This window comes from Streptomyces sp. NEAU-174 (assembly GCF_052665095.1).
Genome location: NZ_JBQTCE010000004.1, coordinates 233,389 through 248,164, shown reverse-complemented (window position 1 = coordinate 248,164; position 14,776 = coordinate 233,389). Strand labels below are relative to the sequence as shown.

General features: G+C 71.1%; 16 protein-coding genes. 14 read left to right on the top strand and 2 right to left on the bottom strand.

The annotated features are described in order from the left end of the window. Position 1: 1 nt before the first annotated feature. The gene (locus ACT2CW_RS14030; RefSeq protein WP_164426868.1) at positions 2-565 is read right to left on the bottom strand and encodes a TetR/AcrR family transcriptional regulator; all 564 of its coding nucleotides are present in this window, start codon (positions 563-565) and stop codon (positions 2-4) included. 118 nt (positions 566-683) lie between these two features. Between ACT2CW_RS14030 and ACT2CW_RS14025 the strand changes: the two genes are divergently transcribed. The 12 genes from ACT2CW_RS14025 to ACT2CW_RS13970 all read left to right on the top strand — a co-directional run bounded on the left by ACT2CW_RS14025 (position 684) and on the right by ACT2CW_RS13970 (position 12,372). After that, complete coding sequence (locus ACT2CW_RS14025; RefSeq protein WP_445516787.1) at positions 684-1,244, top strand: GNAT family N-acetyltransferase; 561 nt, start codon at positions 684-686, stop codon at positions 1,242-1,244. A 117-nt stretch (positions 1,245-1,361) separates the two neighbouring features. After that, on the top strand, positions 1,362-1,796 hold the full coding sequence (locus ACT2CW_RS14020; RefSeq protein ID WP_445516786.1) for a DUF4186 domain-containing protein: 435 nt from the start codon (positions 1,362-1,364) through the stop codon (positions 1,794-1,796). 208 nt (positions 1,797-2,004) lie between these two features. After that, positions 2,005-3,051 carry a tetratricopeptide repeat protein gene (locus ACT2CW_RS14015; protein WP_138912711.1) on the top strand — a complete coding sequence of 349 codons (1,047 nt, stop codon included), beginning with the start codon at positions 2,005-2,007 and terminating at the stop codon, positions 3,049-3,051. Next, positions 3,048-4,130 (top strand): polyprenyl synthetase family protein, encoded by a 1,083-nt coding sequence (locus ACT2CW_RS14010; RefSeq protein WP_445516785.1) that lies wholly within the window; start codon positions 3,048-3,050, stop codon positions 4,128-4,130. Before ACT2CW_RS14015 ends, ACT2CW_RS14010 begins: the two co-directional genes overlap by 4 nt. A gap of 105 nt (positions 4,131-4,235) precedes the next feature. Further along, positions 4,236-5,171: a fumarylacetoacetate hydrolase family protein gene (locus ACT2CW_RS14005; protein WP_445516784.1), complete on the top strand. Its 936-nt coding sequence runs from the start codon at positions 4,236-4,238 to the stop codon at positions 5,169-5,171. Positions 5,172-5,302: 131 nt separating this feature from the next. Then, entirely contained in the window at positions 5,303-5,929 is a 627-nt protein-coding gene (locus ACT2CW_RS14000) for an alpha-ketoglutarate-dependent dioxygenase AlkB (RefSeq protein ID WP_445516783.1), read from the top strand. Positions 5,930-6,430: 501 nt separating this feature from the next. Further along, positions 6,431-7,180, top strand: a complete 750-nt coding sequence (locus ACT2CW_RS13995) for a chitinase (RefSeq protein WP_445516782.1) — start codon at positions 6,431-6,433, stop codon at positions 7,178-7,180. Positions 7,181-7,202: 22 nt separating this feature from the next. Further along, on the top strand, positions 7,203-8,000 hold the full coding sequence (locus tag ACT2CW_RS13990; protein ID WP_445516781.1) for a thaumatin family protein: 798 nt from the start codon (positions 7,203-7,205) through the stop codon (positions 7,998-8,000). 11 nt (positions 8,001-8,011) lie between these two features. After that, positions 8,012-8,824, top strand: a complete 813-nt coding sequence (locus ACT2CW_RS13985) for a glycoside hydrolase family protein (protein WP_330808556.1) — start codon at positions 8,012-8,014, stop codon at positions 8,822-8,824. 86 nt (positions 8,825-8,910) lie between these two features. Beyond that, positions 8,911-9,345, top strand: coding sequence for a septal ring lytic transglycosylase RlpA family protein (locus ACT2CW_RS13980; protein ID WP_445516780.1), 435 nt, complete (start codon positions 8,911-8,913; stop codon positions 9,343-9,345). A gap of 215 nt (positions 9,346-9,560) precedes the next feature. Further along, the gene (locus ACT2CW_RS13975; RefSeq protein WP_164426880.1) at positions 9,561-11,501 is read left to right on the top strand and encodes a serine/threonine-protein kinase; all 1,941 of its coding nucleotides are present in this window, start codon (positions 9,561-9,563) and stop codon (positions 11,499-11,501) included. A gap of 16 nt (positions 11,502-11,517) precedes the next feature. Next, positions 11,518-12,372 carry an FHA domain-containing protein gene (locus ACT2CW_RS13970; RefSeq protein WP_445516779.1) on the top strand — a complete coding sequence of 285 codons (855 nt, stop codon included), beginning with the start codon at positions 11,518-11,520 and terminating at the stop codon, positions 12,370-12,372. Positions 12,373-12,398: 26 nt separating this feature from the next. On the opposite strand, the gene ACT2CW_RS13965 is transcribed toward ACT2CW_RS13970, so the two are convergent. Next, positions 12,399-12,698, bottom strand: a complete 300-nt coding sequence (locus tag ACT2CW_RS13965; protein ID WP_445516778.1) for an FtsX-like permease family protein — start codon at positions 12,696-12,698, stop codon at positions 12,399-12,401. Between the two features lie 91 nt (positions 12,699-12,789). Here ACT2CW_RS13965 and ACT2CW_RS13960 point away from each other — a divergent pair, with 91 nt between their 5' ends. After that, positions 12,790-14,049, top strand: a complete 1,260-nt coding sequence (locus ACT2CW_RS13960; RefSeq protein ID WP_445516777.1) for a sensor histidine kinase — start codon at positions 12,790-12,792, stop codon at positions 14,047-14,049. Further along, entirely contained in the window at positions 14,042-14,767 is a 726-nt protein-coding gene (locus ACT2CW_RS13955; protein ID WP_445516776.1) for a response regulator transcription factor, read from the top strand. Before ACT2CW_RS13960 ends, ACT2CW_RS13955 begins: the two co-directional genes overlap by 8 nt. Positions 14,768-14,776 lie beyond the last annotated feature (9 nt).

The window sequence follows — 14,776 nt, the reverse complement described above, 5'->3', positions numbered from 1 at the left end:
CTCAGCGGACATGGGCGGTGAGCAGGCCGAGCGCCCCGTCCATCGCCCGGGCGTACACCTCGGCCGAGTCGGCGGCGCGGGCCAGCACATAGCCGCCCTGCAACACCGCGACCAGCGCGGTGGCCGTGGCCACCGGGTCGAGCCCGGCGTCGAGCTCGCCGCTCGTCCGGCCCTCCGAGAGCAGCCCTGCCAGCCGGTCCGTGAGCCAGGCGAAGGTCTCCTCGACCGGTCGGCGCAGCTCCGGATCGGCCATCACATCGGGGTCCTGGGTGAGACGGCCGACCGGACACCCTTTCAGGGCGTCCCGCTCCCGCCGCAGATAGGCGGTGATCCGCCCGACCACGGTGCCGGGGCCGCCGAACTCGGCCTCCGCCCTGCCCCTCAGCTCCTCGGCGCTGCGGCTGATCGCGGCGAGCGCCAGGTCGGGCTTGCCGCGGAAGTGGTGGTACATGCTGCCCTGGCCCGCCCCGGAGCGCTCCTGGATCGCCTTCGGGCTCGTGCCCACATAGCCGCGCTCCCACAGCAGCTCACGGGTGCTTGCGATGAGTCGTTCCCGGGTGTCCATGGACACGACCCTACATACTAGTAGGTACAAAAGGAAACGCGCGGACCGCCCACTCGGTGAGAAGATCCCCCCGTACTGCGCGCGCTGGTTCGGACGGCGGAAACGGTGGAAGGTGACGATGTACGCGATATCCCTGGGCGATGACGGCGCGGAGCTGCGCCCCCTGGAGCCGTGGCAGGCCGAGGAGTTCCTCGCCCATATGGACCGGGGACGGGAGTTCATCGGGCGGTACATCGCGCTGGCGGACGCGGCGGCCGACCTGGAGTCGGCCCGGGCGTTCCTCCAGGGGTACGCGGACAAGGCGGCGGCCGACACCGGCCGGATCCACGGCATCTGGACGGACGGCAAGCTGGTCGGCGGGGTCCTCTTCCGCACGATGGACGTCGAACAGCGCACGGCGGAGGCGGGTTGCTGGCTGGAGCCGTCGGCGGTGGGCAGGGGGCTGGTGACCCGCGCCACGCGCCTGATCATCGACTGGGCCGTCGAGGAGCGGGGCATCCACCGCGTGGAGTGGTGGGCGGCGGCCGCGAACGAGGCCAGCATCGCCGTGGCCCGGCGGCTGGGGATGACCAGGGACGGTGTGCTGCGGGAGGGCCGTCTGCACCGGGGCAAGCGGCATGACATGGAGATCTGGTCGGTGCTCGCCCCCGAGTGGCGGGCGGCCCGGCAGCCCTCCTGATGGGAACCTGGACCGACGCCTTCGTCGCGCCCGCCGGATCGGCCCGGTCCCGGCCGCGCTCGCCACGGCGCCGGCCATACGATCGGAAGGGGCCTTTGTCGTCTCCGGGAGCCTTCGATGTCCGACCCGATGCCTGACTCGTCCGAGCCGTCGCCCGACCCGTCCGGTCCGAGTCCCGAATCGCTCGATCAGCGGCTGGCCGCCATCGCGCGCCATCCGTTCCGCGCGAAGTTCCAGCTGCGCGGTCGCGAGCGGGCCACGGCCGAGCTGAGCGGGCCGTCCACGTTGCGCTGGCACGCCTACGACCTGATCGCCGAGCGGCTGGCCCCCGCCGAGCCTCACAAGGACGGCAAGCAGACGCCCTATCGCGGCCACCCCGTGTTCGTCGCCCAGCACGCGACCGCCACCTGCTGCCGCACCTGTCTTCAGCGCTGGCACGAGATCCCCAAGGGGCGGGAGCTGAGCCGCGCGGAGCGGGCCTATGTGGTGGATGTGATCTGCCGTTGGATCGAGCGCGAGGTGGCGGAAGCGCGGACCAGGCCAGGTCCCTAAGGTTTTTTGCCATCGGCTGAGCCGGACGGTAAACCTCTCCGGGTCCGATCGCGTCTAGATCGGCAACGGACCCACGGCACCGGTGACCTTGAAGGGGCCGGTTTCCCGACTCCTATACACACCATGTATACATAGGGTGCATACACCCCGTGTATGCACTCGGTGTATAGAGCGGGCTGTCCTGGGCACAACAGACGGAAAGGCATCCATGTACGGCAAGGCATTCGCCCCTGAGTACCAGGGCTCCCTCACCACCCTGTCCGTGAACTCGTCGCTGGTCGAGGTGTTGGCGGCGGGCACCGAGCAGTTGCGGGCGGCCGAGCGCGGCGGCTCCCCGGGCGAGGCGGCCCGCGCGGGGCTCGCGGTCGCCGAGGCGCACCGGAGGCTGGGCCAGGTGGGCGAGGCCGACCGCGAGTGGAAGGCCAGCTACCGGGCGGCCCGCGCGGCGGGGGACCTCGGCGCGATGGCATGGGCCCTGTGGAGCGGCGGCACCCTCGCCCGGCAGCGGGGCGCGCTGGCGCTGGCGTGGCGGCTGCTCGGCCTCGCGGCCGACCTGGGCGAGCGCGGCGGGGACATCGTCGTCCGTGGCTACTCACTGGCCGGGATGGCGGAGACCGGCCGCATCCAGGGCGACTACGACGCCGTGGGCGCCCTGCACGAGCAGCTCCTGGCCGAGGCACGGAAACGCGGCGAGGCACGCCACACCGTCTGGGCGCTGGAGGGCATCGCCCAGATGCATCGCAACACCGGGTCGTACGACTCGGCCTACGCGATGTTCGAGGAGGCCGCGGAGATAGCCGCGAAGGCCGAGGACCGGCGCGGACACGCATGGGCGCTGCGGGGCATGGCCGACATCGTCTCCGTACGGGACGGGAACGTGGAGCGCGCCCTGGAGCTGCTCTCCGAGGCCGAACTGACCTGCCGCGAGATGAACCTGGTGAGCGCGCTGGCGTACAACCACAAGATGCGCGGCAATGTGCTCTACCGCGCGGGCCGTTACGAGGCGGCCCGCGCCATGTACCAGCAGGCGCTGGACGAGTTCCGCGAGATGAGCGAGCCGCGCGGCGAGGGTCTCGCCCGGCTCGGGCTCATCAAGTCCCTCGCCCGGCTGGGCCGCGACCGTGCCGAGACCGCCGATGACCTGTCCGAACTGGCCGGTGTGCTGGAGCGGATCGGGCTGCGGCACGCCCGCCGGATGGTGGACCGGGCCCGCGAGGAGTTCGGCCTCACGGAGGTCCTGGAGGTGGCGCTGTGACGACGACGTTCCCCGAGCTCCTCGGAGCAGACGAGACCACCGCCACCGCGGATGAGATCCTCGGCCGCTGCCGGGAGTTGGTGCGCCCCGCGCTGGCCGACACGGTCGGGCGGCTGCACCCATGGGTGGCCGAGATGGCCGCGTACTCCTTCGGCTGGTGCGATGTGGGCGGCACGCCCGCCGAGGGATCGGGCGGCAAGGGAGTGCGGCAGGCGCTGGCCGTGCTGTGCGCGGAGGCGGCCGGGGCGTCCGGTGAGGCGGCGGTCGCCGGGGCGGTGGCGGTCGAGCTGGTGCACACCTTCTCGCTGCTGCACGACGACATCATGGACGGCGACCAGACCCGCCGCACCCGCCCCACCGTGTGGAAGGCCTACGGGACCGGCCCGGCCGTGCTCGCCGGTGACGCCCTGTTCGCACTGGCCGTGGAGGCGCTGGCCGGCGTGGACGGCGCCGGAGCCGCGGCCGCCGTGCGGCGGCTGAGCGCGGCGCTGGGCGACCTCGTCCGCGGCCAGGCGGACGACCTGCTCTTCGAGTCGCGCCCCTGGACGGGGCCCGAGGCGGTGGGGCCGGAGGAGTACCGCACGATGGCCGAGCACAAGACCGGCGCGCTGCTCGGCTGCGCCGCCGCCCTGGGCGCCGCGCTCGCCGGGGCGCCGGAGCCCACCGTGGCCGCCCTGGACCGGGCCGGACGGCATATGGGCGTGGCGTTCCAGGTGGTGGACGATCTGCTGGGCATCTGGGGCGATCCCGCGGTCACCGGCAAACCCGTCCACCGGGATCTGCGGCAGCGCAAGAAGACCTTCCCCGTGCTCGCCGCGCTGAGCGCCCGCGGCCCCGGCGCCCCGGCCGCCGAGCGGCTGGCCACGCTGCTGGCGGAGTTCCCGGAGACCCCGGACGAGGCCACCACGCGCCGGGCGGCCGCCCTGATCGAGGAGGCCGGTGGCCGCTCCGCGGCCCTGGAGGAGGCCGGCCGCCACATCGCGGCCGTGGAGACATGCCTGGAGAGCCTGCCGCTCGCGCCCCGCGCGAGCGCGGAACTGCGCACCCTGCTGGGCTTCCTCGTACGGCGCGACATCTGATCCACGGAGCGCTCGCCGCCATCGTGACGGCCGGAATGTGCACGGCCACCACCCTCCGCTGGGTAGGAGCACAGACCACACCGTCACGAGAGGAGAGGACGACAGATGACACGCATCGTGCGCTTCGCCGATGAGGCCGGGACGGTCCGGACCGGAGTGGCCGACGACGCCGGCGGGATCCGGGCCTTCCCCGGTGCGCCGCTCATCGCCGAACTGCTGCGGCTGCCTGCGTTGGAGCTGCGGGCCCTGGTGGAGAACACCGCCTCCGGCCCAGCGGCCGCCCATGAGGAGGACGTCGTGCCGCTGCCGCCGCTGGACGGGCTGATGGAGCTGTGGGCGGCGGGCGTGACATATGAACGCTCGCGCGAGGCCAGGGTGGAGGAGAGCACCGAGCAGTCGGTGTACGAACGGATCTACGACGCCGAGCGCCCGGAGCTGTTCTTCAAATCGCCGCCGTGGCGGGTGGTGACGGACGGCGAGCCGATCGCCGTACGGGACGACTCCGAGCTGAACGTCCCCGAGCCCGAACTGGCGCTGGTCCTCAACCGGCACGGCGAGACCGTCGGTTATCTGGTCGCCGACGATGTCAGCTCGCGGTCCATCGAGGGCGAGAACCCGCTCTACCTCCCGCAGGCCAAGATCTACGCCGGAAGTGCCGCCGTGTCCTCGGCCATCGTGCCCGCCTGGGAGATCGACGCGCCCGACGCGCTGGACATCACCATGACGGTGTGGCGCGACGGCGAGGCGGCGTACCAGGCGGCCACCTCCACCGCCGCGTTCCACCGCACCCCGCAGGGGCTGGTGGACCACCTGTGGCGCTCCCAGCCCTTCCCCGACGGCGCCGTGCTGTCCACCGGCACCGGCATCGTGCCCGCGCTCGACTTCACCCTGCGCGCCGGGGACGTGGTGGAGATCTCCATCGAGGGTGTCGGCGTTCTGCGCAATCCGGTACGGGCCCATCAGGCCGAACTGGACTGGCTGGTGGAGGCCATCGCCGAGCCGCTGACCCGCCGCGCCCATCGCAGCCGCTTTCCGGAGTGACCCCGGAAGTGGCCTGGGACGTGTCCCGGCGCCCGGCCGCTGACCTGCGGCGTTGTCGCCGAAGTGGCCATGGGCGCACTCCCCGGGCCGCCAGTAGAACGCTTGCTCGATTACGCGGGTACCCTGCACATATGGGTGCGTATCTCCAGGGCTCGCTCTTCGACCAGACCGATGACATCGGTCTCGGCTCGCTGCGCGGGACGCACCGGACCGAGCTCGGGTCCGGGGCCTGGATCGATCTGCGGCCCGGGTGGCTGAGGGGGGCGGACGACCTGTTCGCCCGGCTCGTGGCCGAGGTCCCCTGGAAGGCCGAGCGGCGGCACATGTACGAGCAGGTGGTGGACGTCCCACGGCTGCTCGCGTACTACAACGCCGAGGACCCGCTGCCGCACCCCGTCCTGGCCGAGGCCCGGGAGGCGCTCTCCGCGTACTACGCCACCGAGCTCGGGGAGCCCTTCACCACGGCCGGGCTGTGCTACTACCGCGACGGCCGGGACAGCGTGGCCTGGCACGGCGACCGCATAGGCCGCGGCAGGACCGAGGACACCATGGTGGCCATCCTGTCCGTGGGCACGCCCCGGGACCTGCTGCTGCGCCCACGTGGCGGCGGCAAGGCCATGCGGCGGCCGCTCGGCCACGGCGACCTGCTGGTGATGGGCGGCTCCTGCCAGCGGACGTGGGAACACGCCATCCCCAAATCCTCCCGCGCCACCGGCCCGCGCATCAGTGTCCAGTTCCGCCCCAGCGGCGTGGGGTGACACCCGCCGGCCACTCCGGTGCGTCAGGGGGTCTCGCGGCGCGCTGTTGATACGACTGGATTTTGGTACAGACCATTGACATATATGTTCGGGGGCGGTGTCATGGGGCCCGTCAGCTCTTGGGAGTGCCTTGGATGGATGTCGTCATCCGGGGCCGGACCTCGGAGAGTTCCCCGTGAATGGACGTCCCGTCTCAGGGGTGTCGGCCACTGCCGTGGCCACGCCGTCGCTGGGTCGATTATGGACGGACCGGGCCGCAGCGCCCGTGTCTGATGTGGGAGGTTGTCATGATCGCGACAACTCTCCCGACCTCTAGTGGATTCACCAGTTTTCCGTAGCACCTTTCCCGTCGCGCCATCACGCGGCACCTTCCCACGGGCCTCCCGCCCCCAGGGCGGCGGCGCGTCGCCCGTGCGTCGCCACGCCCGATGACCGCCCGCCCCCCTGTGCGTCGTCGGCGCGGTGGCATCCGGATGTTCCGCCACGAAAGAGAGATGAGACATGCCCATAAGACGTGCGCTCGTGGCCACGGCCGCGACGGCGGCGGCCGGTATATCGGCGCTCGCACTTCCCCCTTCGGCCGCTGACGCGGCCTCCGGCACGGCACAGGGCTCATCGTCGGTCCAGGCCGCCGGCTTCGTGGTGAGCCGGGCCCAGTACCAGCGGATGTTCCCGGACAAGAACGCGTTTTACACCTACGACGCGCTGGTCAGCGCGATGAACCGGTTCCCCGGCTTCGCCAGGACCGGTACGGAGACGGTCAGGAAGCAGGAGGCGGCGGCCTTTCTGGCCAATGTCAGCCATGAGACCGCTGGCCTCCGCCACATCGTGGAGCAGGACACCTCCAACTACCCGAAGTACTGCGACACGCAGCGCCCCTATGGATGCCCGGCGGGGCAGGCCGCGTACTTCGGACGCGGGCCGATCCAGCTGAGCTGGAACTTCAACTACAAGGCGGCGGGCGACGCGCTGGGCGTCAATCTGCTCAACAAACCGAGCCTGGTGCGGACGGACGCCGTCATCTCCTGGAAGACCGCGCTCTGGTACTGGACCACTCAGTCCGGGCCCGGCTCCATGCCCGCGCACAAGGCCATGACCACCGGCGCCGGATTCGGCCAGACCATACGCGCCATCAACGGCGCGCTGGAGTGCAACGGGGCCAACCCCGCCCAGATGCAGGACCGGGTCAACCTCTACAAGAAGTTCACCGGCCTCCTCGGCGTCGCCCCCGGCGCCAATCTGACCTGCTGAGCACCCTTCCCACGGAGGAGTCATGCGCAGAATTCTGATCAGTCTGGCCACCTCGGTGCTGGTGGTACTGGCGGCCCTGCTGCCGACCGCGGGGACGAGTGCGGCCACGAGCGTGGCGATGCCGACCCGCGACGCACCCGTCGCGGCCAAGGCGACACTCGCGGCCAACCACACGGTCACCTTCGTCAATCACACCGGACGGAAGGTGTGGATCGGCAGCGCCGTCAATGCCGATGGCTCCAGGCAATTCGCCAAACTGCCCATCCTGGAACCCGGGCAGTCGGCGTCGGTGACGATCCCCGAGAACGCCGACCCCGGCCACTGGCGTGGCAAGTTCTTCGCCCGTCTGGGATGCACCGGCACCTCGGGCAGCACCTTCCACTGCAAGGTGGGGGACTGCGGCAAGTTCGCCGACCGCTGTGAGCTGGGCGAGCAGCCCGTCAGCCTCGCCGAGTTCAACTTCGACACCAGGGACACGCTCGCTCCCTGGTACAACGTGAGCTACGTCAACGCGTTCTCCAACCCGATCACCATCGCCCCCAACAACCCCGCCGGAGGCGGCGGCTGCGGCACCCAGGGCTGCACCCAGAACCTGCTGCCGTTCTGCCCGGCTGCCAACCTCACTCGGTGGTCGGACGGCACACCGATGCTGTGCACCAACCCCAACCGGGACGTCAAAACGCCGTACAGCAACGCGATCGCCTCCCGGTGCCCCAAGGCGTACGCCTACTCCAAGCAGGACCAGGAGCCCGGCAACCAGGTGATGCAGAACTGCGGTAAGTGCAGTGGCTTCACCGTGACCTTCAACGCGGGGTCGTGACCATGCGGAGGATGCGACTTCTCGCCGTACTGCTGGCGGTGGTGACTCTGCTGACCGCGGGAAGCCAGACCGGCGCCGGCGCGTCCACCGCCGCGGTGCAGAAGAAGGGCGTCAGCGCCTGGAAGTTCAACGGGGTCACGGCGGCGATGTCCGATGCCAAGGTCGGCTGGTTCTACACCTGGGCCTCGGGCAAGCAGCAGATCCAGCCCCCGGCCGGGGTCGAATTCGTGCCCATGATCTGGGGCCCCGGCTCGGTGACCGACGCCGAACTCAACCAGGCCAAGAGCCAGGGCACGACCCTGCTCGGCTTCAATGAACCGGACATGGCGGGCCAGGCCAATATGACCGTCGCCAAGGCGCTCGAGCTGTGGCCCCGGCTCCAGTCGACCGGTATGCGGCTCGGCGCGCCGGCGGTGGCCTATGGCGGCGATGTCGCCGGTGGCTGGCTCGACCGCTTCATGAAGGGTGCCGCCGACCGCAACTACAAGGTCGATTTCATCCCACTGCACTGGTACGGCGCCGACTTCGACGCCACCCGCGCGACCGAACAGCTGCGTGGCTATCTCCAGGCCACCCACAACCGCTACAACAAGCCGATCTGGCTCACCGAATACGCGCTGATCGATTTCTCGAGCGGCACCCCGAGGTATCCGACCCCGGCCCAGCAGGCCGCGTTCGTGAAGAAGTCCACCGCCATGCTGCAAGGGCTGTCCTTCGTCCAGCGGTACGCGTGGTTCACGCTCTCCGCGGACCGCGGCGGCACCGGTCTCTACAACGGCGCGACGCCCAACCAGATCGGCACCGCCTATCGCGCGGCCGGGTGAGACAAGACCACTCGCTCTCACCGCAGACCACTCACACCACACCGCTCGCACACCACACCACGACAACCGAAACGAGGTCCTCCGCCATGCGCAAGGCAACGCTGATCGGCCGACTTGCGGTCGGAGCCGCCGCGCTGACCACCGTAGTGACCGTCGCCCCGACGAGCACCGCGGCCACCAGCGACACCCCGCCGCCCGGACAGAACTGCTGGGCCACGCACTACGGCTACATACCGCCCGGCGCCTACACCGCCAGCGGCGAACTCTTCGACAACAACGCGAACACCGCCGCCACCTCCCTCAGCCGCAGCCCGCAGCTGCCGTTCGGCACCAAGGTGAAGGTCACCAACGTGGCCAACGGCAAGTCACTCGTCGTGCGCGTCAACGACCGCGGCACCTTCGGCTGGACGCCGTCCGTGCCCAAGTGTCTGGACCTGACCGACGGTGCGTACTCCCGGCTCGGCGGAGTCCTCAACCCCGACTCGGGCCACATCGTCGTCAAGGAAGAAATCGTGAGGTGAGAGGGCGTTTGGTGAAGGATGTGGAGCGCCGGCTACGGCGCTCCACACCGGCCTCTGACGCCCCGCTCGCGAAGTGAACCGTCGTGCGCCGGAGGCTTCCCTCTTTCCGGGGGCTATCGGCCGGAAGCGCTACCCACTGACCTCGCAGGCAAGTACTCTCCGTGGCGACACTGGAACGTGACGGGTGATGAAGCGGGGTAGCGGGGGTGCGGGTGATGGCGGAGGCCGGTGACAAGGTCGCCGACCGATATCTCCTCCAGGAGCCCATCGGGAGAGGCGGGATGGGTGTCGTCTGGCGGGCCCACGACGAACTGCTGGACCGCCAGGTCGCGGTGAAGTGTGCCCGTCCGGACGACGACCGCGCGGTGGCGCGCCTGACCAACGAGGCGCGCAACGCCGCACGGCTGCACCATCCGCACATCGTCTCGGTGTTCGACTTCGTGGACGAGGGCGAGATCTGCTGGATCGTCATGGAGTATGTGTCCGGGGGCAGCCTCGCGGACATGGTGCGCGGCCGTGTCGCGCTCCCTCCCGAGGAGGCGGCCTCCATCGGCTGCCAGATCGCCGCCGCGCTGGCGAAGTCGCACGCCGAGGGCGTGGTGCACGGCGATGTCACCCCGGAGAACGTCCTGATCACCGAGGACGGGGTCGCCAAGCTGACCGACTTCGGCATCTCCCGGGCGCTGTGGAGCGAGGCCACCATGACCCAGACGGGCGGGGTGCGCGGCAAACCGCCCTATCTGCCGCCCGAGGTGGCCAGGGGAGAGGTGGCCGACCGCAAGTCCGATGTCTTCTCACTGGGCGCGACCCTCTACGCGGCGATCGAGGGGCGGTCCCCGTACGGTGAGGCATCGCACCCCATGGCCTATGTGGCGCGGGCCATCGAGGGCTATATCGAGACCCCGCACCACGCCGGTCCGCTGGTGGACGCGCTCACCAAGCTGCTGGCCCTGGAGCCGAAGCGGCGCCCCGCCGCCGACCAGGCCGTACGGCTGCTGCGGCGGGTCGCCCCGCCGTCCCCGCGGATCGAGGACCTCGGGGACGTCGAGGACCCGCACGACGGCGACACCCTGGACCGCACCCCCTTCACGATGCGCCTGGTGCCACCGTCCGTCCGAGGGCCATGGCGCCGCCCGAGCCGCGGGGTGGCCATCACCGCGACCGCGCTGGGCATCGCCGCGGTCCTGGTGGCATGGGCCACCCTCTTCGGCCCCTGGGGCGACGGGCGCTCCGACGAGAGCGGCGGCTCCGGGAAGGACGGCGGGCGTGGCGCGTCCGGTACGGCCGACTCGGCGGCCCGGACGGGCCCGGCCGGCACCATAGGCGACGCGCGGACCGCCGATCCCTGCAAGTTGCTCAACCCCGCCTCGCTCAGCCGCTTCGGCGAGACCGTGCTCGACCCGGACTACGGCGAGATCGATCGATGCGATGTCCTGCTACAGGGCGAAAGCGGCGATGACATCGCCGACGTCCAGCTCAACTTCAGCGCCGATCCGCCGGAGCCGGGTGGCGACGTGCCCACCAGAAGGGTCGGCAATGTGACCGTCGGCGCGTATCAGCGCGATGGGGACGAGTGCCTGCGCAACATCGCGTCCGCCGACCGCAAGCAGATCTGGATCATCACCGAGCGGCTCGGCACCCCGGCGCCCGACCCCTGCCAACTGGGCGACGCCGCCACCGACTACGTGGTCAGTGTGCTGGACCGCGGCCAGGTCCCCCGGCGCTCCGGGCAGCCGGTGGCGAGCTCCCTGCTCCGGGGACACGCCTGCGGGCTGCTGGACGGCGATGAACTCAAGCGGGTCGCCGGTGTCCGGGTGGCGGACCGCGACCCGGGCTTCGGGGACTGGCAGTGCGAGTGGACGGACGGCTCGGGCGACGCGGGGGTGAAGGTGGTGTTCAACCGGGACAACCAGTTCACCACGGACGACGGACAGCCGGCGGTCATCGCCGGCAATCGGAGCTCGGTGTCGCCGAACGAGTGGGACGACGGCTCATGCCTGGTCCGGATGTTGCACCGCTCGTACCGCAACTCCCTCGGTGACGACACCGTCGAGTTCATGTCGTTGAACGTCTACGGGCCCAAGTCCACCGGAAAACTCTGCAAGACCGCCAAGGCGCTCGCCGCCACGGCCGCGAAGAAACTCCCGGCATCATGACGAAACTCCCGGCATCATGACCACGACACCTCCCGGCCGCGACCGTCCTGCCATCGGGCGGGCCCCCGCCGTCCGTCGCCCCGCCACCGGCCGTCCCGCCGCCGGCGGCCGCCCGCTGCCCGCCGCCCACGGCAGCCTGGCGCGCGGGGTGACCGCGCCGGTGCCGGGCACCGCGTACGCGCTCGCGCTGACCGGTGGCATGACCCTCGGCCCCGGCGACGGCCGTGAGCTGCTCTTCGGGCGCAACCGCCCCGAGGTCCACATCTGCGTGGGCGAGGACGACCCCCAGGTCAGCCGCTGCCAGGGCAGGCTGACCCATCGCCACGGCCGCTGGTGGGTCGCCAACAACGGTCGGCTGCCGCTCCGGTTCCCGTCCCGGCTGCTCTTTACGGGCGAGGAGCCACTGCCCCTCGACACCGGCTACACCCCGCTGTTCGTCCGGGGCTCGCGCGACCGTGAGCATCTGCTGGAGGTGTTCGTCAGCGGCCCCGAGACCGAGCGGCCGGTGGCCCTGCCCGGGGATGTCACCCGCCCGCCCCGGGTATGGGTGCTCACCGACGAGGAGAAGCTCGCGCTCGTCGTCCTCGGCCAGCGGTATCTGCTCCACGAGCCCCGGCCGCAGCCCCTCACCTGGCGGCAGACGGCCGCCCAGCTCGCGGAGTTGCGCCCCGGTGAGGGCTGGAGCGAGAAGCGCGTGGAGCACCTGGTCAACCGGGTCCGTACGATGCTGTCCCGGGACGGAGTGCCCTGGCTGACCCGCGAGGAGGTCGGCGAACCGGTCGGCAACGCGCTCAACGACCATCTGATCCGCGCCCTGATGATGTCGACCACGCTCGTCCCCCCGGACCTGGCCCTGATCGACGCCGCCTGACCGCCCAGCCCGTTCCGGCCGATCGGTCACTCGGTGTCCGCGCCGATGGCCTCCGGCATCGGGATGCGCGCTGCCTCCAGTCCGATGGCGCGCAGAAGCCCGATCTCCCGCACCCGCTCGAAGACGGCCATGCCCATGGTGTTGACCACCCCGAGCGCGCCGATGAGCACGGTGACGCTGAGCATCGCGTACATGATGTTCAGGAACGGCGCGGTCCGCGCGGTGGCGGCGGCCCTCGCGTCGGCGCGGTCCTGGACGAGCAGTGCCGGGTTGTCCAGGGCGCGCCGGATGCCATCCTTCGCGCGGACGTGGCGCGGCGGATCCACCGGAATACCGAAGCGGACCGTGTCCCCTCCCCGGTTTCCTCGGCCGAAAGTCTGATGTGGCGACGGCGGCCGGACCGTAGCGTGACCTGCCATGATCTCCGAATTCCGGTCCCGTTTCCGCTTCCGGCACCTCCGGCGGGGCCTGGTCGGCGTGGCTCTGGCCGTCCTTGTGGCCCTGGAGGGGCTGAACGCGCCGCATCCGGCGATGGCCGCGGCGACGATGGTGTCCGGGATGCTGTGCCTGGCCGCGCTCGCCGTGCCGGAGCGCCTCTTCGCGCGCTACGTCATCGGCGCGGCGGCGGTCTCGTGTGTGCTGACCGTGACGGAAGCGCAGTTGTCCGAGCGTCCTCCGAACACCCCGGGCATGGTGGAACTGGGTGCGCTGCTGCTGCTCAGCACCCGCGCGGTGCGGCGCCGCCCGCCACTGCGAGCGGCCGGTCTTGTCGTGGCGTCCTCCGGCGCCGCCGTGGTCCTTCCGCTGCGGATCGAGCTGTGGGACGACCACCTCAAGGAACTGATCACCGTCATCGCGGTCTGCGCCGTGCCGTTCATGATGGTGGTGGGGCTGTGTCTGCGTCTGTACGACACGCTGCGGGAGCGGGAGCGCGAGGCCATCCGGCAGGCCCAACGCCTGGAACACGCGCGGGAGTTGCATGACTTCGTGGCCCACCATGTCACGGCGATCGTCGCGCAGACCAAGGCCGCGCGCTTCACCGCCGCGGCCGGAAACCCCCAGTCCCCGGAGGACCTGGACCGGATGCTCGCCCAGATCGAGCGGGCCGGATCCCAGGCGCTGGGGTCGATGCGCGCCATGGTCACCAGCCTGCGGGACCACGCCACCGCCTCCGCCACGACCCGGCCCACGGGCGATCCGGCAGGCCCGCGCGGACTGGGCGGACTGCGTGTGCTGCGTGATCTGCGTGTCCTCACCGAGGAGTTCTCCGAGGTGGGGCCGGTCGCCGAGCTGATCCTCGCCCCGGAACTCGCCGACCGGCCGCTGCCGCCCGTCATCGCCACCACCGTCCACCGCGTGGTGCAGGAGTCCCTGACCAACGTCCGCAAACACGCCACCGGGGTAAGCCGGGTGGAGGTGCGGATCGGGGTCCGGCCCGGCGACCGGGAGGGGCTGGAGGTGTCGGTCGTCGACGACGGGCAGGGCGGCGCCTCACCCGCCGCCGAACGGTCGGTCGAAGGGGGCGGCTACGGTCTGGTGGGGCTCGCCGAACGGGTCGAGGAGGTCGCCGGGCACCTCACGTCAGGGCCACGGGACGGCGGAGGCTGGCACGTCCTGGCGATCCTGCCGCTGGACAGGACGGCCACTGAGGAGACGATCGCCTGCGATCATGCGTGATATGACGATCCAGGTACTCATCGCCGACGACCAGGAGATGGTCCGGGCCGCCTTCCGCATGATTCTCGACTCCCAGCCGGACATGCGGGTCGTCGCCCAGGCGGCGAACGGCGTCGAGGCGGTCGAGCAGGCCCGCCGCCTGCGGCCCGATGTCTGCCTCCTGGACATCCGCATGCCCGGGCTGGACGGCCTGGAGGCCACCCGGCTGCTCGCCGGACCCGATGTACCGGATCCCCTCAACGTCCTCATCGCGACCACCTTCGACCTCGACGAATACGTCTACCGGGCGCTGCGCAACGGCGCGTGCGGCTTTCTGCTCAAGGACGGCGCACCCGGACTGCTCACCGAGGCGGTACGGGCCGCGGCGTCGGGCAACTCGCTGATCTCCCCGTCGGTGACCGTCCGCCTGCTCGCGCACATGGCACCCCACCGCGACCGGCCGATCCCCTCCGAGGCCCGTCCGGCCCGCCGGGGGAGGAGCGGGCCCAGGGATCTGATCGAGCCGCTGACCCAGCGTGAGATCGAGGTGGTCCGGCGGGTCGCCCGTGGCCGTACCAACGAGGAGGTGGCAGCGGATCTCCATGTGACCCTGTCCACCGTCAAGACCCACCTCGGTAACGTGCAGCGCAAGCTGGCCGCCCGCAATCGCGTCGAGATCGCGGCCTGGGCCTGGGAGCACGGCATGGTGGACGAGCCCTCGCCGAACGGCGGAGGCTGACCGCCCGGC